General features: G+C 70.0%; 15 protein-coding genes. 11 read left to right on the top strand and 4 right to left on the bottom strand.

The genetic code is table 11. The features are described 5' to 3' along the window. Positions 1–224: 224 nt before the first annotated feature. The gene (locus ROP_RS35010) at positions 225–1,619 is read left to right on the top strand and encodes an NAD(P)/FAD-dependent oxidoreductase (RefSeq protein WP_015890713.1); all 1,395 of its coding nucleotides are present in this window, start codon (positions 225–227) and stop codon (positions 1,617–1,619) included. Between the two features lie 72 nt (positions 1,620–1,691). Here the strand turns inward: ROP_RS35010 and ROP_RS35005 are convergent, their stop codons facing one another. Further along, complete coding sequence (locus ROP_RS35005; protein WP_043826003.1) at positions 1,692–2,153, bottom strand: PaaI family thioesterase; 462 nt, start codon at positions 2,151–2,153, stop codon at positions 1,692–1,694. A gap of 129 nt (positions 2,154–2,282) precedes the next feature. On the opposite strand from ROP_RS35005, the gene ROP_RS35000 reads away from it, so the two are divergent. After that, entirely contained in the window at positions 2,283–2,846 is a 564-nt protein-coding gene (locus ROP_RS35000; protein ID WP_015890711.1) for a dihydrofolate reductase family protein, read from the top strand. A gap of 57 nt (positions 2,847–2,903) precedes the next feature. Here the strand turns inward: ROP_RS35000 and ROP_RS34995 are convergent, their stop codons facing one another. Next, on the bottom strand, positions 2,904–3,395 hold the full coding sequence (locus ROP_RS34995) for an SRPBCC family protein (RefSeq protein WP_015890710.1): 492 nt from the start codon (positions 3,393–3,395) through the stop codon (positions 2,904–2,906). A 232-nt stretch (positions 3,396–3,627) separates the two neighbouring features. On the opposite strand from ROP_RS34995, the gene ROP_RS34990 reads away from it, so the two are divergent. Continuing rightward, positions 3,628–4,332, top strand: a complete 705-nt coding sequence (locus ROP_RS34990) for a DUF899 domain-containing protein (RefSeq protein ID WP_043826951.1) — start codon at positions 3,628–3,630, stop codon at positions 4,330–4,332. A gap of 161 nt (positions 4,333–4,493) precedes the next feature. Here the strand turns inward: ROP_RS34990 and ROP_RS34985 are convergent, their stop codons facing one another. Further along, on the bottom strand, positions 4,494–5,267 hold the full coding sequence (locus ROP_RS34985) for a hypothetical protein (RefSeq protein ID WP_043826001.1): 774 nt from the start codon (positions 5,265–5,267) through the stop codon (positions 4,494–4,496). A 184-nt stretch (positions 5,268–5,451) separates the two neighbouring features. Between ROP_RS34985 and ROP_RS34980 the strand changes: the two genes are divergently transcribed. From ROP_RS34980 to ROP_RS34970, 3 genes are read left to right on the top strand one after another with little or no spacing between them, the layout of a single operon-like run. Further along, positions 5,452–6,921 (top strand): FecCD family ABC transporter permease, encoded by a 1,470-nt coding sequence (locus ROP_RS34980; RefSeq protein ID WP_015890707.1) that lies wholly within the window; start codon positions 5,452–5,454, stop codon positions 6,919–6,921. Next, positions 6,918–8,024 carry a FecCD family ABC transporter permease gene (locus ROP_RS34975; protein WP_043825999.1) on the top strand — a complete coding sequence of 369 codons (1,107 nt, stop codon included), beginning with the start codon at positions 6,918–6,920 and terminating at the stop codon, positions 8,022–8,024. Before ROP_RS34980 ends, ROP_RS34975 begins: the two co-directional genes overlap by 4 nt. Next, on the top strand, positions 8,021–8,854 hold the full coding sequence (locus ROP_RS34970; protein WP_015890705.1) for an ABC transporter ATP-binding protein: 834 nt from the start codon (positions 8,021–8,023) through the stop codon (positions 8,852–8,854). The genes ROP_RS34975 and ROP_RS34970 overlap by 4 nt, the downstream gene beginning before the upstream one ends. 6 nt (positions 8,855–8,860) lie before the next feature. Here the strand turns inward: ROP_RS34970 and ROP_RS34965 are convergent, their stop codons facing one another. Next, positions 8,861–11,449 carry a bifunctional lysylphosphatidylglycerol flippase/synthetase MprF gene (locus ROP_RS34965; protein ID WP_043825997.1) on the bottom strand — a complete coding sequence of 863 codons (2,589 nt, stop codon included), beginning with the start codon at positions 11,447–11,449 and terminating at the stop codon, positions 8,861–8,863. Positions 11,450–11,625: 176 nt separating this feature from the next. Between ROP_RS34965 and ROP_RS34960 the strand changes: the two genes are divergently transcribed. From ROP_RS34960 to ROP_RS34940, 5 genes are all read left to right on the top strand, one after another. Then, positions 11,626–12,039, top strand: a complete 414-nt coding sequence (locus ROP_RS34960; RefSeq protein WP_015890703.1) for a BlaI/MecI/CopY family transcriptional regulator — start codon at positions 11,626–11,628, stop codon at positions 12,037–12,039. 26 nt (positions 12,040–12,065) lie between these two features. Then, positions 12,066–13,019, top strand: coding sequence for a M56 family metallopeptidase (locus ROP_RS34955; protein ID WP_015890702.1), 954 nt, complete (start codon positions 12,066–12,068; stop codon positions 13,017–13,019). Between the two features lie 225 nt (positions 13,020–13,244). Then, positions 13,245–15,182: a DEAD/DEAH box helicase gene (locus ROP_RS34950; RefSeq protein WP_015890701.1), complete on the top strand. Its 1,938-nt coding sequence runs from the start codon at positions 13,245–13,247 to the stop codon at positions 15,180–15,182. Between the two features lie 133 nt (positions 15,183–15,315). Next, the gene (gene gndA / locus ROP_RS34945) at positions 15,316–16,767 is read left to right on the top strand and encodes an NADP-dependent phosphogluconate dehydrogenase (protein ID WP_015890700.1); all 1,452 of its coding nucleotides are present in this window, start codon (positions 15,316–15,318) and stop codon (positions 16,765–16,767) included. A 95-nt stretch (positions 16,768–16,862) separates the two neighbouring features. Continuing rightward, positions 16,863–18,260 carry a DEAD/DEAH box helicase gene (locus tag ROP_RS34940; protein WP_015890699.1) on the top strand — a complete coding sequence of 466 codons (1,398 nt, stop codon included), beginning with the start codon at positions 16,863–16,865 and terminating at the stop codon, positions 18,258–18,260. Positions 18,261–18,263 lie beyond the last annotated feature (3 nt).

Genomic DNA, 18,263 nt, shown 5'->3' with positions numbered 1-18,263 from the left:
TCGCTGACAGGAACGTGTACGCCGAGGGGCATACGACGCGGCCCTCTAGACCCCACCACTGACATGCTCAGGTTGCCGTCGCCTCGCCGATGCGCATGAACCGCCAGTAATAGGAAGAATTAGGAAGTAACAAACACTAGGTCAACAGTTGAGAGCCTTACTGAGACGCTCGGGGACAAGGCGACTACCGTGACAGGAGTCGCCTATTTTTCGAGGAGCACGGAATGAGTATCCAGTCGGTTGAGTCACGCCGCCATCGCGTCGTGGTCATTGGATCCGGCTTCGGTGGGTTGTTCGGCACACAGGCGCTGAAGAATGCCGATGTCGACATCACCATGATCGCGCGCACGACTCACCACCTGTTCCAGCCGTTGCTGTACCAGGTGGCGACCGGCATCCTCTCCGTCGGCGACATCGCCCCCGCCACCCGGCTCGTGCTGCGGAAGCAGAAGAACACGCAGGTGCTGCTCGGCGATGTCGAGAAGATCGATCTCGAGGCGAAGACGATCACCTCCCGGTTCCTGGACCGGACCACCGTCACCCCGTACGACAGCCTGATCGTCGCCGCCGGCGCAGGCCAGTCGTACTTCGGCAACGATCACTTCTCCGAGTTCGCGCCCGGCATGAAGACGATCGACGACGCCCTGGAGTTGCGCGGCCGGATCCTCGGCGCGTTCGAGCAGGCCGAGCTGTCGAGCGATCCCGCCGAGCGTGCCCGGCTCCTGACGTTCGTCGTCGTCGGGGCGGGCCCGACCGGTGTCGAGCTCGCCGGCCAGATCGCGGAGCTGTCGCGGCGCACCCTGTCGGGGGCGTTCCGCAACATCGACCCCCGCGAGGCCCGCGTGATCCTCCTCGACGGCGCGGACGACGTCCTGCCCGTGTACGGCGGAAAGCTCAGCCGCAAGGCGCGCCAGCAACTGGAGAAGCTCGGCGTCGAGATCCAGCTCGGGGCGATGGTCACGGACGTCGACGTGGACGGACTTGTCGTCAAGGACAAGGACGGCACGCACCGGCGGATCGAGTCGCAGTGCAAGGTGTGGTCGGCCGGTGTGCAGGCGAGCCCGCTGGGCAAGCAGATCGCGGACCAGTCCGACGCCGAGATCGACCGGGCCGGTCGCGTGATGGTCAACCCGGACCTGTCGGTGCCCGGTCACCCCGACGTGTTCGTCATCGGCGACATGATGTCGCTCGACAAGCTGCCGGGCCTGGCGCAGGTCGCGATGCAGGGCGGTAAGTACGCGGCCAAGCAGATCAAGGCAGGCCTGAACGGTGGGAAGCCGGAGGACCGGCCGCCGTTCAAGTACTTCGACAAGGGCAGCATGGCCACCATCTCGCGGTTCAGCGCGGTGGCGAAGGTCGGCAAGCTCGAGATCAGCGGATTCATCGGCTGGGTGGCGTGGCTGGCGATCCACCTGATGTACCTGGTCGGGTTCCGCAGCCGCCTGTCGACCCTGCTGTCCTGGACGGTCACCTTCCTCGGTCGCGGACGCGCGCAGATGGCGTCCACCGAGCAGTGGGTGTTCGCCCGCAACGCGATGGAGCAGTTGGAGCGACACGAACGCGAGAAGGAGTCCGCGGACAAGTCGGCCGGCGGCGAGCAGCGCAAAGCCGCCGGGTGACGCTGTCGCACCCGCGCTGAACACGGAGGGGACGGGCCGTCGGGTCCGTCCCCTCCGCCGTGTCCGGGTGGGTCAGTTGCCGAGGCGTCCGGTGTCGGTGATGTTCGCGAGCCGGACCTGCCCCTTGGAGACCAGTCGATCCTGTTCGTCGGTGATCCGGACCTCCCACAACTGCTGGGTGCGTCCGCGGTGGACGGGGCTGGCCTCGGCGGTCAGCGTTCCCTCCCGCGTCGCGCGGAGGAAGTCGGTGTTGTTGTTGACGCCGACCACGTGGCCGCGTCCGCCGAGCCAGACCGTGCCCGCCGTGCTGGCCACCGATTCGATGACGGAGCAGTACACGCCGCCGTGCTGGATTCCGGCCGGTTGCTGCAGGTCGGGTGTGACCGTCCACTGTGCTCGCACCCGGTCGGGAGTCAGTTCGAGGTATTCCAGTCCGATGAGGGCGTCGAATCCCTTCCCCAACTGTGCGGTCAATGCCGCGGTGTCGACCCGGCCGTCACCGTTCGATGCCTGCTGTTCCCCGGAACCCACCATCACACTCTCCATCGGATCACTGTGCGCTCTCGCGGCGCACCCGATCTCCTGCCTACACGACACGACGGGCCCGGGAAAATGTAGGGTCGCGAGATCGGCGGCGGAACCGACTCGCGGGAGGCTGACACCATGCGGAAACTGACCTTCGCCATGAACGTGAGCCTGGACGGTTACATCGCCGCGCCGGGCGACGACCTCGGCTGGAGTGTGCCGAGCGACGAGCTGTTCCAGTGGTGGTCCGACCGGGTGAGGGCGACAGACACAGCGCTGTACGGGCGCAAACTGTGGGAGACGATGAGCTCGCACTGGCCGACCGCCGACCAGCAGCCCGGTGTCACACCTGCGGAGATCGAGTTCGCCCGCCGCTGGCGGGACATGCCGAAGGTGGTGTTCTCCTCGACGATCCGCACGGTCGACTGGAACACCCGCCTGGTCACCGGCGACGCGGTCACCGAGATCACCCGGCTCGAGGCCGAGGACGGCGGGCCCATGGATATCGCCGGCGCCACACTCGCCGCAGCGGCCATGCGGGCCGGGCTGATCGACGAGTACGCGATCGTCACCCATCCGGTCCTCGTCGGTGGCGGCACGCCGTTCTTCACGGCCCTGGACAACTGGGTGAACCTGACCCTGGTGGAGACCGGGACGTTCCCCGACGGCGTGGTCCTGGCCAGGTACGAGACCAGGCGCTGAGTACCCGAGAGGCGTCGGCCCGCTCCCTACGCTCGGGAGACGAGCGCTGATCGTAGATCAGTCGGTCGTGTCGCGGACGTCCGTACCCTGCTCGGCGAACGCCTTGAAGTCCTGCATGTGCTGTCGCGACTGCTTGCGGAAGGCACCGGGCATCAGAAGCGCCACCAGCCGCATCAGCACGCCGCTGAACCGGTATTCGCTCTCGCTCACCCACAGCGTCGTGTCCGGACCGGCTTCGGTCAGCCGCTCGCGCACGGCGCTCCACATGCCCTCGCCGACGATCTCGCGGTCGAAGTGAACGACGCTCTCCTTCGGAATCGCGCGCAGGTCTGCCGGTTCCCGGCGCGTGATGGTCTCGGTGCACTCCATCGTCTGCTTCCCCGTCTGCATCACCACCCGCGAAATGGTGCCGACCTGCCCGTGCACCCCACTCAGCGGCTCGTGCAGCACCAGGCCCCGCAGCCACTTCGGCAGGTGTGCCGGGTCCGCGAGCAGCTGTACCGCTGCCTCCAGCGGCAGGGCGATCTCGATCGAGACGGTGTACTTCATGATGGAGCGCTCCTGGGGTTCCGGTAAAGATGTCGACGCCGGCAGCCTCGAAGGTGCCTGCGGTGAGATCATCTCGCAGGAAGTTGTCGACCGCATCGCATGGCACCGCGCCCGATCCCCGCTCGACGCAATCGCAGTCGCGGTCGCAGCCGTTGCCGACACGGACGCGATGACTTTCGGGTATCTGGCCGGTCAATACTGCAGAGAAGACCCATCCGACCCGGGAGGTCACATGAACCAGCACAACGTCAGCGCCCTACCCCCAGTCGTCGACCAGCAGACCTGGCAGACAGCACTCGACGACTTGCGGACGCGGGAAAAGGCCGCCACCCGTGAACTCGACGCCATCGCCGCGCAGCGCCGCAGGCTGCCGATGGTCGAGCTGCCCGACTACACACTTATCGGTCCGGACGGCCCGACCCGGCTGGTCGATGTGTTCGACGGCCGCTCGCAACTCATCGTCTACAACCACATGTGGTCCGACGGAGCGGAGTGGCAGTGCGGCGGCTGCACCAGCCTCACCTCGCAGTGGACCCGGCTGGGCATCCTCGACAACTACGACGCCCGCTTCGTCATCGTCACCAACGGGCCCATCGAAGAAGCACTGGCCTACAAGGCGAAGGTCGGGAACGAGATGGACTGGTACTCGTCTTCGGAGAGCTCGTTCGGCGCCGATGTCGGCGCACCGCCCGGCGCTGGCTTCGCGGTCAATGTGTTTCTGCGCGACGGCGACACGGTCTACCGCACCTGGCACACCACCGGCCGCGGCACCGAACAGCTCAGCTATACCTTCGCGTTGGTCGACATCCTGCCGTGGGGCCGCCAGGAGCAATGGCAGGACTCACCCGAGGGGTGGCCGAAGTCGCCGACCTATTCCAAGTGGCTCGACTCCCCCGACGTCGCCCGGCTCTACGGCCCGAATCCGGACTCCCAGTGAGGCAGAAAGATCGGCGGGCCTCACGCTTGTCAGCGTGAGGCCCGCCGTGGGATGGACCTGGGAGTCACTGCAGCCCTCAGGACTCCTGCGCGGTCCGGTAGTTCGGTTCTCGGCGTCGGCGTTTCTGCTCGACGTCTGCCACGAGTATAGGCAAGGCTTCCCTAATTAAGCAAGCGCTTCCGTGTCTGGCCCAGGCGACCGCAGTGCGGGCGCGTGATCCGGGTCTTCGAGCGGACCGGCACCCCGGCGGCCACGAAGGCGTCCAGGATGCCCTGACCCCGGCGCTGCGCGGCGGCTTCGCCGCCACCGGCGAGAATCGGCACGTACGTCGCGGCGCCGAGCACCGACTCCCCCACGAGCCCCCAGAATCGGGACGCGTCGATCGGCGTCAGCCGGGCGATCGCATCGAAGACCGCGTGCAGCGACGTGAGGCTGCGGTGCACGGTCCAGAGCAGCAGCGCGCGTTCGCACGGCACGGTGACCGTCCGGGGCGCGCCGGCGTAGGGGTCGTCCGGCAGGACACGCATGGTGTCGTCAGCGACGCCCGCCCAGTCGATCCCTTCGTCACTGTCCATGTGGATCCACAGGTTCTCGAGCCCCGGGTCCCAGGCCCGCCCCTCCAGTACGACGAGGGCGGTGACACGCCCGACCACCGCGTGAATCAGCGCCGTGGCCACCTGCATCGCGGCGACGTCCGAATCGGGGACGTCCTCGAGCGAACGCGCCCACATCCGGGGCACCCGGTCGCCGTCGAGGTCGTCGGCGAGCGACCACCACCTGCGTTTACCCTCGTCTGCCATCGTCGCGACCGCGTACATGCGCGGATATTCGGCGTTCAGCGCGCGAAGTCGTGTGCAGGACACGTCCAGTGCGGTCGCGGGGGCGGACAGGGTCGAGGTCACCGTGCACTCCAATCGGTCGGGATGGAACACCACCAAACATAGGTGAGCCTAACCAAATATCAAGACTTGACATCATGTGATGTGGGGCACCCCGGCCCACCGCGGCGCCCGGGACGCCCCGCCGGATGTGGCATCGGGGATAGGGTTCCGTAACCTAAGTAGTTGAATCAGTGCAGATCCCGTGCACAGGCACACACGTCAGGAGCCTCCCCCGCCAGTGACGACGACCAGACACTTCGGCAGCGACATCCCGCACCTGCCGACCGACGAGCCCTACGGAAAGCGCGACGTTCCGCGCGGTCCCGCCCCGCTGTACCTCCGGGCCCTCGCGGGACTCCTCGACCTCGGGATAGTGGCCATCCCGCTCGTTCTCGGGTGGTACATCGTCGACTCCCTCCGCGACGACAACGGCGGCGGGGAGGCCGACCGCGTCGTGTTCGGCGGCGCCGCCGTCGCGATCGCGCTGGGACTCGCCCTGTGGAACCGCGGATTCCGCGAGGGCAACACCGGGCAGAGTTCGGGCAAGGGCTGGGTCGGCCTCGTCACCCGCGACACCCACACCGGAGACGCGATCGGTCCGACACGGTCCCTGCAGCGGGCGTTCCGGCGCACCGGCACCGAGGTCGTGCGGGAAAGCACCGCCACCGCCGAGGGATTCGCCGTCCGCGAGAAGGACGTCAGCGTCGCCGCGATCCGCCGCCGCCGGCTGATCGGGCTGGGCGTCCTGGTGATCCTGCTCGGACTGGTCCTGCTCGCCAGCGTCGCGGTCGGGGCGCGGCCGCTGTCGTTCGCGGAGATCTTCCACGCCCTGGTCGATCCGGACGGCTCGCAGACCGACATCATCGTGCGCACGCTGCGCGGCCCGCGCACCGTGCTGGGTCTGGTCGTCGGGATGGCGCTCGGTGTCGCGGGCGCCCTCATCCAGGGGCACACCCGCAACCCGCTCGCCGACGCCGGACTCCTCGGTCTCAACGCCGGCGCCGCGTTCCTCGTCGTGCTGTCGATGTACCTGTTCGGGTTCAGCGCGCCCAGCGAATACCTGTGGTTCGCGTTCGCCGGATCGTTCGCGGCCAGTGTGATCGTGTTCGGGCTGTCGTCGATCGGCAACGGAGCGGCGAGCCCACTGAGCCTGGCTCTCGCCGGCGCCGCCGTCGCGTTCTTCCTGCAGGCCATGACCAACGCGATCATCATCGTCGACCAGTCCAGCCTCGACTCGTACCGGTTCTGGGTGGTCGGGTCGGTGGCCGGCCGCGGCTTCGACGTGCTGTGGCAGGTGCTGCCGTTCCTGGTTATCGGGCTGATCCTCGCCCTGGTCAGCACCCCGGGCCTGAACGTCCTCAGCCTCGGCGAGGACGTGGCCCGGTCGCTGGGCACCAACATCGCGGCCAGCCGCGCGCTCGGCATCGTCGCGATCACCCTCCTCACCGGTGCGGCCACCGCGGCGTGCGGTCCGATCGCGTTCATCGGCCTCGTCGTCCCCCACGTCGCGCGGGCCATCACCGGCCCCGACTACCGGTGGCTGGTCCCCTACGCCGGGCTCCTCGGCGGCGTCATGCTCGTGACCGCCGACGTCATCGGGCGTGTCGTGGTCAGGCCCGGTGAGTTGCAGGTGGGAATCGTGCTCGCCGTGTTCGGGGCACCGTTCTTCATCGCGTTGGTTCGGCGCAGAAAGTTGGCAAGCCTGTGAGCACTCGAGACGACGTGCGCCCCGACCTCGGCGCCGCGCCGGCGGGCCGGGTGCCGGCGCGCCCCGCGTTCCGCCTCGGACCGGTCTCCCTGGTTATGCGCCCCCTCGGCATCGCCGTCAACGTCGCGCTGCTGGCGGCCCTGTTCCTGGTGCTGTGCCTCAACATCGGGCGCGGCGACTACCCGCTGTCCATCCCCGAGGTCACGCGGGTGCTGTTCGGTGGCGGCACGAAGGCGCAGAACTTCATCGTCCTGGACCTCCGCCTGCCGCGGTCGCTGACCGGGGTGTTCATCGGCATGGCCCTCGGCCTGGCCGGCGCCATCACCCAGTCGATCGCCCGCAACGCCCTCGCCAGCCCCGACATCCTCGGCATCACGTCCGGTGCCAGCGCCGCCGCGGTCGCGCTGATCGTCCTCGGCGGCGGCGGCAGCTTCGTCGGCATCCTCGCCACCCTCGGGATCCCCCTCGCGGCCCTGTTCGGGGGACTCCTCACCGCCCTGGTCATCTACCTCCTCGCGTGGCGTGGTGGGGTGGAGGGGTACCGGCTGATCCTGATCGGCATCGGTGTCAACGCCATGCTGATCGCAGTCACCGGGTGGCTGCTGATCTCGGCGGACATCAACGACGCGTCGCGGGCTCAGGTGTGGCTCAACGGGTCCCTCAACGGCGCCGCCTGGAGTCAGGTGTGGCCCGTCACGATCGCCGTCGTCCTCGTCGGCGGCTACGCGGTGATCTCGTCGTTCACGATGGGCGCCCTGCGTCTCGGCGACGACAACGCGGTGTCGCTGGGGGTGCGGCTGCAGTGGTCGCAGGCCCGGCTGCTGCTCATGGCCGTCGCCCTCGCCGGCATCGCCACCGCGGCGGCCGGCCCGGTCGGGTTCGTCGCCCTCGCCGCACCGCAGGTGGCGCTGCGGCTGGTGCGCTCCGCCGGCCCGCCGCTCATCGCGTCGGCGCTGACCGGCGCCGTGCTCGTGGTGGCCAGCGACGTCGTCGCCCGCACCATCCTGCCCGTCGAGCTGCCCGTGGGTATCGTCACCTCGGCACTCGGTGGCCCATTCCTGCTGTATCTGCTGGTTCGCAACAATCGGAAGGTCTCGGCATGACCGTGCAGACTGACTCTCGCCTGATCGCCGACAACCTGAGCCTCGGGTACGGCGACCGGATCATCGTCGATCACCTGAACCTCGAGGTGCGGACCGGGGTGATCACCACCGTGATCGGGCCGAACGGTTGCGGCAAGTCCACGCTGCTGCGCGCGCTGGGGCGGCTGTTGAAGCCCCGCAACGGTTCGGTACTGCTGGACGGCAAGGCCATCGGGTCGATGCGCACCAAGGACGTCGCCCGCACGCTCGGCATGCTCCCGCAGGCGCCGGTGGCCCCCGAGGGGCTCACCGTCGCCGATCTGGTGGCCCGCGGACGGCACCCGCACCAGTCGTGGCTGCGGCAGTGGTCGTCCGACGACGAGGGTGAGGTCGCCGAGGCACTCGCACTGACCGGGGTGTCCGACCTCGCGGACCGCCCCGTCGACCAGCTGTCGGGCGGCCAGCGTCAGCGGGCATGGATCTCGATGGCCCTCGCGCAGGGCACCGACATCCTTCTGCTCGACGAGCCCACCACCTACCTGGACCTGGCGCACTCCGTCGAGGTCCTCGACCTGGTGGACCGGATGCACGAAGAGTTGGGCCGCACCGTGGTGATGGTCCTGCACGACCTGAACCTCGCGATCCGCTACAGCGACCAGCTGATCGTCATGCGGGACGGCACCATCGTCGCGTCCGGCGCGCCGAAGGACATCATCTCTGCTGAACTGTTGCTCGAGGTGTTCGGTCTGGAGGCCGCGGTCATCGCCGACCCGGTGTCCGACCGGCCGCTGGTGGTGCCGATCGGCACCCGCCACGTGTACGGGGCGATCGGCGGACCGGACGCGAAGTAGCGGCCGTCAGCGCCGGCCCCCGATCATCGTCCGCACCAGCCGGTAGCTCTGCCTCAGCGACACCGTCGGCAGGTACGCCCTGCCGACGGCGTTGCCGATGCTGGGGAGCGCGGCCGGGTCGGCGAACGTCATGTGCATGGCCACGTACCGGGGCTGGAACTTCGACTTGAACGCCAGCAGGGACCGGAACCCGTACACCGGTTCCAGGGTGCGGCCGAGCAGGTCGAGCACGCTGTCCATCACCGCCGACAGGCTCGACGACTCCGACCGTTCCCGCTCGTCGGCGTCGCCGTCGGGTTGCTCGACCTTCGCGAGCGGAGCGCCGGACAGGCTCAGGAACTGGGCGCCCTCCTCCTCCAGTTTCAGCGCCGCGGACGCGATGAGGAACTCCATCGCCGGCCGGAACCCCTCCGCTCGCCGCCGCATGAAGTCGAGGGTCCAGCCGACCACCCGCCCGTCCTGGTACACCGGCAGCCAGGACGTGATGCCGTGGACGGTGCGGTCCTCGTCGACGGCGATCAGGCAGCGCACCTCCGGGTCGTCGACCTCGTCGAGTCCGCCGAGCGTGAAACCCATTTCGGGCATGCCCTTGTCGGCCACCCACTCCTCGGAGATCGCGGTGATCTGATCGGTGATCGCCCGGGGGGCGCTGGGGAAGCTGACCCATTCGGCGGTGATCCCCGACTTCTTCGCCTTGTTCAGGGCGGTGCGGACGTCCTGGAACCGTTTGCCGGTGAACGCGATCTGCCCCAGGTCCAGCACCGTCTCCTCCGCCACCTGGATGCCGCTCCAGCCGAGGGCGTCGGTGACGTCGCGGACCTCCCCGGTCACCGAGTAGAAGCACGGAATCCAGCCGTTGCCTGCGGCGAATTCGGCGAAGTGTTCGACGGTGTCCCGCAACCGGTCCGGGGGGCCGACCGGGTCGCCGGTGGTCAGCGCGACCCCGGCGATGACCCGGTACGCGACGTAGCTGGTGCCGTCGGCGGAGAACCAGTAGTTGTTGCCGCGCCACGTCGTCATCCAGGACAGCGGGCTCCCGCTCCCCGACTTCAGGAGCGCGCGAGCGCGTTCGGTGGACTTCGAGTCCGAGCCGATGGCGGGGCTGAGGAACGTCGCGGCGACCAGCGCGCACAGGGCGACCCAGAACACCACTCCCGTCCACTCGTACAGCAGCGTCGCGGGGATGCTCTCCGGCAGCAGTCGCGGGTCGAGCCACTGCAGATACACGGGCGGGATCAGCCGTTCCGGGAAGTCGGCCAGCAGCGTCGGCATCCCCGGCCGGGGGTCGAACCCGTGCCGCGCCCACAATCCGCCGAGGACGTACAGGACGGCGAGACCGGCGACGAGCGCCACCAGGACACCCGCCAGCCGGCGGTACGTCCCGGCCGGGGCGGAGACGTCGAAGAACCGCCGGGTCGCGAGCAGCACGATCAGGATCGCCAGCGGGGTCAGGAACGGCACCAGCGTCCGGTACAGGTTCGGGTCGGCGAGTCCGTAGAACAGGGAATCCTCGTCGAGGGAGTCGACGAATCGGACCGCGAAGTTCAGCAGCGACAGCACCAGCAGGATCACCTGGGCGATCACCGACGCCACCCACGCGAAGCGACGGCCCCGTCGGAGGCCGTCGCTGAGGGTGAGCAGGAACAGGGACGGCATCAGACTCAGCAGGGTCGGCCCGACCCCGGACAGGCGCAGTTCGAGGAGCCCGCGCCGGCATTCGGGGTCCGCCGCCGACACCTCGCACAGGTCGCGGACCTCCCCGGCCGTGTAGGGCACCCCCCGGAACAGGTCGCGCAGCACGGCGAGCGGCCCGACCGCCTCCGCGGACAGCGCGGCGATCATCGGGCCGATGGCGCTGGCCGCCACCACGATCGCGACGAGCACCCGGCCCTCCCGCTGCGTGCCCGCGATCCGCTCGCCGCGGGCGGAGCGGCCGACGATCCAGCGGCCGATCACCAGTCCCACCACGGCCGCCGCCAGCCGGACCACGTCCTGCAGCGAACCGCTGAACAGCGCCAGGGTGATCGTGAACGCGAGGACGCCGACGCGGATCCGCCGCCGCCACAGCGTGCCCATGTTGGAACTGGCCACCATCGCGGCGCCGACGATCCAGGTGCTCGGGCCGACCGCCATCCCCACGTGCAGCCGGAAACCCCAGTTCGCGTCGACGACCTTCGCGACCGCGGCCACCGACAGCGCCAGCAACCCGCCGAGTACCTGGGTGGCGACCGCGGCCAGGGTGAACCGCGCCGACCCCATCCGGCGTTCCAGCGGTGCGGCCACCAGCAGGACGAGGACGGTCGTCGACAGGTACGCCAGAACGTCGTCGCCCCACAGCCCGGCAGTGAGCAGCGTCCACACCCAGCCGTTCTGGAATGCCCGGATCCCGATCGCAACGTGCTGGGACAACTCGTGGGAGGGTCCGCCGATCACGCTGGACGTGGCGATCGCCAGGATCCAGATCGCCACCAGCAGCGAGATGCTGACCGGCGCGCCCCGCGCCCCGCCCCAGACCCGTTCCACGGCCCGCCCCGTCCGACCCCTGACCCTCGCTGCCGTACCGTGTCCGGTTGCCGCGCTGTCGTCGGTCTTCATCCGCCAGGTCCCCACTCTCCGCGATGTCGAGTACGAAAGCTTGCCCGGCGGGCCGGCCGCTGGCCGACCCGACCGTAATCCACCCGTTCGGAGTATGGCCAATACCACACGCCGTGACACAGTTTTACTACTACCAGTAGTACGTATCTGCGTCGTCGTATCCGTAGAATCGGTGTATGGCTGGACTCGGCGAACTCGAACGCGCAGTGATGGATCACCTGTGGTCCACTTCGGAACCGCAGACGGTGCGGCAGGTGCACGAGGCACTGGCGGCACGCCGTGAACTCGCGTACACCACTGTCATGACGGTGCTCCAGCGGCTGGCGAAGAAGCACCTCGTCATCCAGCAGCGCGACGACCGCGCCCACCGGTACCTGCCGGTGCACCAGCGTGAGGAACTCGTCGCGAGCCTCATGGTGGACGCCCTGCAGCAGGCCGACAAGTCCGGCAGCCGCGCCGCCGCCCTCGTGCACTTCGTCGGCCAGGTGGGCGCCGACGAGGCCGACGCGCTCCGCGAGGCCCTCGCCGCGCTCGAGGCCAAGGAACGGACCACCGGAGACAATCAGTCGGGAACCGTTCGCGCCGGCTGACGTTCGTCATGCATGATGAGTAGGACATGGACGCCACCACCGCGCTGGTATTCGGAGTACTCGCACTTCTTCTCGCAGGGCCTGTCCCTGCGCTGCTGAGTCGAGCCCGATGGCCACATCACGCCCCCCGAGCAGCACTCGTGCTGTGGCAGGCAATCGCCCTCGCCGCGGTCCTGTCCGCGTTCAGTTCGGGACTCGCGATCGCCAGCCAGCTCCTCGTCCCCGGACCGGACGGCCGCCCCACCACCGCACCGGTCGCCGAGATCGACGCCCTAGGCCTGCCCCTGTGGCTGCTGTACGTGGTGGTCTTCGCGCTCACCCTGCTCGTCGGGGCCAAACTGATCTTCGCGATCGTGCAGGTCGGTGTCCGCACCCGCCGCCGGCGCGCCCGGCACCGCATGCTCGTCGACCTCCTCGACCGCTGCGACTCGACGTCCCCCCTCGCCCGCACCCCCGACCTGCGGGTCCTCGACGTCACCGAGCCCATCGCCTACTGCCTGCCCGGGCTGCGGCAGCGGGTCGTGCTGAGCCAGGGCACGTTCGCCAACCTCGACGACGCGGAGATCACCGCGATCCTCACCCACGAGCGGTCCCACCTGCGGGCCCGGCACGACCTCGTCCTCGAGGCCTTCACCGCCGTCAACGCCGCCTTCCCCACCGTGGTGCGCAGCAAGTCCGCGCTCGGATCGGTGCAACTGCTCGTCGAGATGCTCGCCGACGACTCCGCTGTCCGCGCCACCGGGCCGACCGCGCTGGCACGGGCACTCGTCGCCTGCTCGGGGTCGATCGCCCCGAAGGGCGCCATGGCCGCCGGCGGTCCCAGCACCCTGCTGCGGGTGCAGCGCCTGGCGTCCACCGAACAGAGCACCCGGGTGGCGCTCGCCGCCTACGCGGCGTCGGTGGCCATCCTCGTGGTGCCGACCATCGCCGTCGCCGTTCCCTGGCTCACCGAGCTGAGCCGGTTGTTCAGCGCCGTATAGTCGCCCAGCTCACAGTCCTCCGGGTTCGATAACCGGGGGCCCCGTCGCGTACACTGGTCGGCGGTCGCCACTGCGGCCCATCAACACTGAAACGGCACACAGCCCAATTCCCCGCACTTCCGCGAATGGATTGACCAGGTGACATGTGCCCTGGCTCGTCCCTTTGTGCGTGCTGCATGACAGCCCCCGCTCCGCGACGCGCCCTATGCCCGGAGAGGTACCCGCGTGACCAACGCTGTCCAGACGACGTCTGCCCCACTCGAGCAGGCCGAGATCGAAACCCCCGATCAGAACGCCACCGAGGCCGACACCGCCACCGTGACGTTCGCCGAGATCGGCCTGCCCGCACCTCTGGTGCAGGCCCTCGCCCGCAACTCCATCACCGTCCCGTCGCCGATCCAGGCGCTGTCCGTCCCGGACGCGCTGGCCGGCACCAACGTCCTCGGCCGCGCACAGACCGGTTCGGGTAAGACGCTCGCGTTCGGCCTGCCGATGCTCGCCCGTCTCGCGCGCCACGAGGATCGGCCCGCCGCCAAGCGGCCCCGCGCGCTGGTGCTGGTTCCCACCCGGGAACTCGCCTTCCAGGTGGTCGACTCCCTCAACTCGTACGCCGGGGCGATGGGGCTGACCGTCCGCCCCGCCGTCGGCGGCACCCCGTTCACCAAGCAGGTCGACCAGCTGCGCCGCGGCGTCGACATCCTCGTCGCCACCCCCGGCCGCCTCGGCGACCACCTCCGTCAGGGCACCTGCATCCTCGACTCCGTCGAGATCACCGCCCTCGACGAGGCCGACCAGATGGCCGACATGGGCTTCCTGCCCGAGGTCCGGTCCATCCTCGGCGAGACCCCGGCCGACGGCCAGCGCCTGCTGTTCTCCGCCACCCTGGACCGTGAGGTGCAGTCGCTGGTCCGCCAGTTCCTTCCCGACCACGTCCAGCACTCCACCGAGGACGGTCGCGCCAGCGTCGACACGATGGAGCACTACGTGCTGCTCGTCGACCGCGGCCAGAAGGACAACGTTCTCGCCGAAATCGGTGCCCGCGAAGGCCGCACCATCATGTTCGCCCGCACCAAGCTCGGCTGCGAGGGCATCACCGACCGCCTCCGCGCGGTGGGCATCGCCGCGGAGGCCCTGCACGGCGGCAAGGCGCAGAACCAGCGCACCCGCGTCCTCGAACGCTTCAAGAACGGCCGCACCCCGGTGCTCGTCGCCACCGACGTCGCCGCCCGCGGCATCCACGTCGACGGCATCGACCTGGTCGTGCACGTCGATCCGCCCGCCGACCACAAGGACTACCTGCACCGCGCGGGCCGCACCGCCCGGGCAGGCGAGAAGGGCACCGTCGTCGCGATCGTGCTCCCCAACCAGAAGCGCACGTTCCGCCGGCTGACCGGCATGGCGGGCGTCGACGCCACCGCCGTGCCCGTCACCCCGGGCTCGGAGAAGCTGGCCAGCATCACCGGCGCCAAGGCACCCAGCGGAGAACCGGTGCGCGACACCTACTCCCGCGGCGAACGCGGCGGCGACCGCAAGTTCGGTGACCGCGGACCGCGCCGCGAGGGCGGATACGCCGGACGCGACGGCGGCGGCTACCGCGGCAACCGGAACGACCGAGGCGACCGCGGCGAGCGCAGCTACGGCGATCGTCCGTCCGGTGGGCGCGGCTACGAAGGCCGCAGCTTCGAGGGCCGGGGCAACGAGGGCCGGGGCTACGAAGGCCGGGGCCCGCGCCGCGACCAGACCGACACCCGGTCCGGCGGCTACCGGGGCGACCGCCCCCAGCGCGACGGCGACAACCGCGGCGGCTACCGCGGTGACCGCGACAACCGCACGTTCTCCGATCGGGCTCCGCGCCGCGACTTCGGGGACAGCGCACCCCGGCGCGACTTCGGCGACCGCGCACCCCGGCGCGACTACGGCGACCGCGGCGACAGCCACCGCGGCTCCGGCGAGCGCAGCTTCGACCGCAGCGCACCGCGCCGCGACTTCGGCGACAACCGCGGCGCCGCAGGCGGGTTCCGCCGCGACGATCGCCGGGACGATCGGCGCCCCACGGCCACGTCGGAGCGGCGCCCCGCGTCGACCGGCGGCGGGTTCCGCAGCCGCACGGACCGTCGCTCGTACGACGGCTTCGACGGCCCGCGCCGTGAGCGCCGCAGCTGATCGAGCAATGCCGTGAGAACGAGGGCCGGCCGTCGCATGTGCGACGGCCGGCCCTCGTGTGTTTGGCTTAGGCGGTCGAGCTTTTCGTAGCCGCCGATTTCACTACCGCCGAGCGAGAGGGAATGCTGTATCCATGACTATCGACAACACTGAGGGTGCCCGCGCGCAGATCGGCGTCACGGGACTGGCCGTCATGGGCTCGAACATCGCCCGCAACTTCGCCCGGCACGGTCACACGGTCGCGCTGCACAACCGCAGCATCGCCAAGACCGACGCCCTCATCGCCGAGCACGGCAGTGAGGGCGACTTCGTCCGCACGGAGACGATCGAGGAATTCGTGGCAGCGCTGCAAAAGCCGCGCCGCGTGCTGATCATGGTCAAGGCCGGCGACCCCACCGACGCCGTCATCGAGGAACTCGCCTCCGCGATGGAGCCCGGTGACATCATCATCGACGGCGGCAACGCCCTGTACACCGACACGATCCGCCGCGAGGCCGCCCTCCGGGACCGTGGCCTGCACTTCGTCGGCGCCGGCATCTCCGGCGGCGAGGAGGGCGCGCTGAACGGCCCGTCGATCATGCCGGGCGGACCGAAGGAGTCGTACGAGGCCCTCGGCCCGCTGCTCGAGTCGATCGCCGCGCAGGTCGACGGCACCCCCTGCTGCACGCACATCGGCCCCGACGGGTCCGGGCACTTCGTGAAGATGGTCCACAACGGCATCGAGTACGCCGACATGCAGCTGATCGGTGAGGCGTACAACCTGTTCCGCGACGCCCTCGGCTACGACGCCGACCAGGTCGCCGACGTGTTCACCGACTGGAACGCGGGCGACCTCGAGAGCTACCTCGTGGAGATCACCGCCGAGGTGCTGAGGCAGAAGGACGCCAAGACGGGCAAGGCGCTCGTGGACGTGATCGTCGACGCCGCCGAGCAGAAGGGCACCGGCCGCTGGACCGTCAAGTCCGCGCTCGACCTGGGTGTCCCCGTCACCGGCATCGCCGAGGCCGTGTTCGCCCGCGCCCTGTCCGGGTCCCGCGAGCAGCGCAAGGCCGCGGTCGGTCTCGCCTCCGGTGCACTGGCCGACAAGCCTGCCGACGCCGCCCAGTTCACCGAGGACATCCGGCAGGCCCTGTACGCGTCGAAGGTCGTGGCCTACGCGCAGGGATTCGACCAGATCGCGGCCGGCAGCGCCGAATACGACTGGGGCCTGCACCCCGCCGACCTCGCGACGATCTGGCGTGGTGGCTGCATCATCCGCGCCCGGTTCCTCAACCGCATCAAGGAGGCGTACGACGAGAACCCGAAGCTGCCGAGCCTGATCCTGGCCCCGTACTTCCGGGACGCCATCGAGACGGCCATCGACAGCTGGCGCCGCGTCGTTTCCACCGCGACCCTGCTGGGAATCCCGGTGCCGGCGTTCGCGTCCTCGCTGTCCTACTACGACGCCCTGCGCGCCGAGCGGCTGCCGGCAGCGCTGACGCAGGGTCAGCGCGACTTCTTCGGCGCCCACACCTACGAGCGGGTCGACGCCGAGGGCAAGTTCCACACCCTGTGGAGCGGTGACCGCAGCGAAGTGCAGGCCTGAGCCGCGTCCGCGCCCTGTCCGCGGCCGTGACGCACCCGCCGTGCGTCACGGCCGCGGCGTCGGGAGACCCTCGTCGCGGGCGGTAGCCTTCCGGTATGCCCGATCACGAGTTTTCCTCGCCCGCACCGGTGGGTGAGACGTTCCTCGCGCTCGGTCTCCCCGCGGTGATGACCCACGCTCTCGACCGCGGCGGCATCGCCGCACCGTTCCCGATCCAGGCGGCCACCATTCCCGACGTCCTCGCGGGCCGCGACGTGCTGGGCCGGGCCCCGACCGGGTCCGGGAAGACCCTCGCGTTCGGGCTGCCGATGCTCGTGCGCCTCAAGGGCGCCGCGAGCCGGCGCGGCTACCCGCGCGGCGTCGTGCTGGTCCCCACCCGCGAACTGGCCCTGCAGATCGAGCGTGCGCTGGACGAGCCGGCCCTGTCGGTGGGGTTGCGGGTGGCGAACGTCGTCGGCGGGGTTCCGATCAAACGGCAGGCCGAGACGCTGTCGCGGGGTGTCGACCTGCTGGTCGCGACGCCGGGGCGCCTCGCCGACCACCTGGCGCAGGGCTCGGTGTCCCTGGACGACGTGACGGTGCTGGCGCTCGACGAGGCCGACCACATGGCCGATCTGGGGTTCCTGCCGCAGGTCACGACGATCCTCGACAAGACCCCGGCCGGGGGGCAGCGGCTGCTGTTCTCGGCGACCCTCGACGGGGACGTCGACACCCTCGTCCGCCGATACCTGCACGAGCCGGTGACGCATTCGACGGCACCGGCCGCGGCGGCGGTGCCGACGATGCGGCACCACCTGCTGTACGTCGACCGACGGGACAAGTATTCCGTTGTGGCACATATCGGTTCACGGCCGGGGCGGACGCTGATGTTCGTGCGCACCAAGCACGGCGTGGACCGGGTGGCGCAGGAACTGCACGCCGCCGGCGTCGCGGCGGGCGCCCTGCACGGCGGCAAGGCCCAGAACAATCGCACCCGCACCCTGGCGTCGTTCGCCGACGGCACCACCCCCGTCCTGGTGGCCACCGACGTGGCGGCCCGCGGCATCCACGTGGACGGCATCACTCTCGTCGTGCACGTCGACCCGCCCACCGAGGCCAAGGACTATCTGCACCGGGCGGGGCGCACCGCCCGCGCGGGCGAGTCCGGCGTCGTGGTCACCCTCGTCACCGAGGACGAACGGGCCGCGGTCGAGAAACTGACCCGCCAGGCCGGTCTCGACATCACCGCCACCCCGGTGCGGCCGGGTGATCGGGTGCTGGCCGAGATCACCGGCGCCCGGCGCCCCACCGGGAAGGCGGTTCCCGCACCGGACACCCGGGCACCGGCGCAGGACACCCCGAAGAAAGGCAGGCAGGTGCACGACCCCGGGGGCCGCGCCGCCCGCCGCGGCAGGCCCGGGGACGGCGGAGCGGCCCGGTCGGGTGCGCGGCGCGGCCGGAAACCCGGACCTGCGTCAACTCCCCACGGACACCGCAACCGCGGGGCACACTGAGAG

The sequence above is a fragment of the Rhodococcus opacus B4 genome (assembly GCF_000010805.1).
Taxonomy (GTDB): domain Bacteria; phylum Actinomycetota; class Actinomycetes; order Mycobacteriales; family Mycobacteriaceae; genus Rhodococcus_F; species Rhodococcus_F opacus_C.
This window is presented reverse-complemented; position numbering and strand designations above follow the sequence as displayed.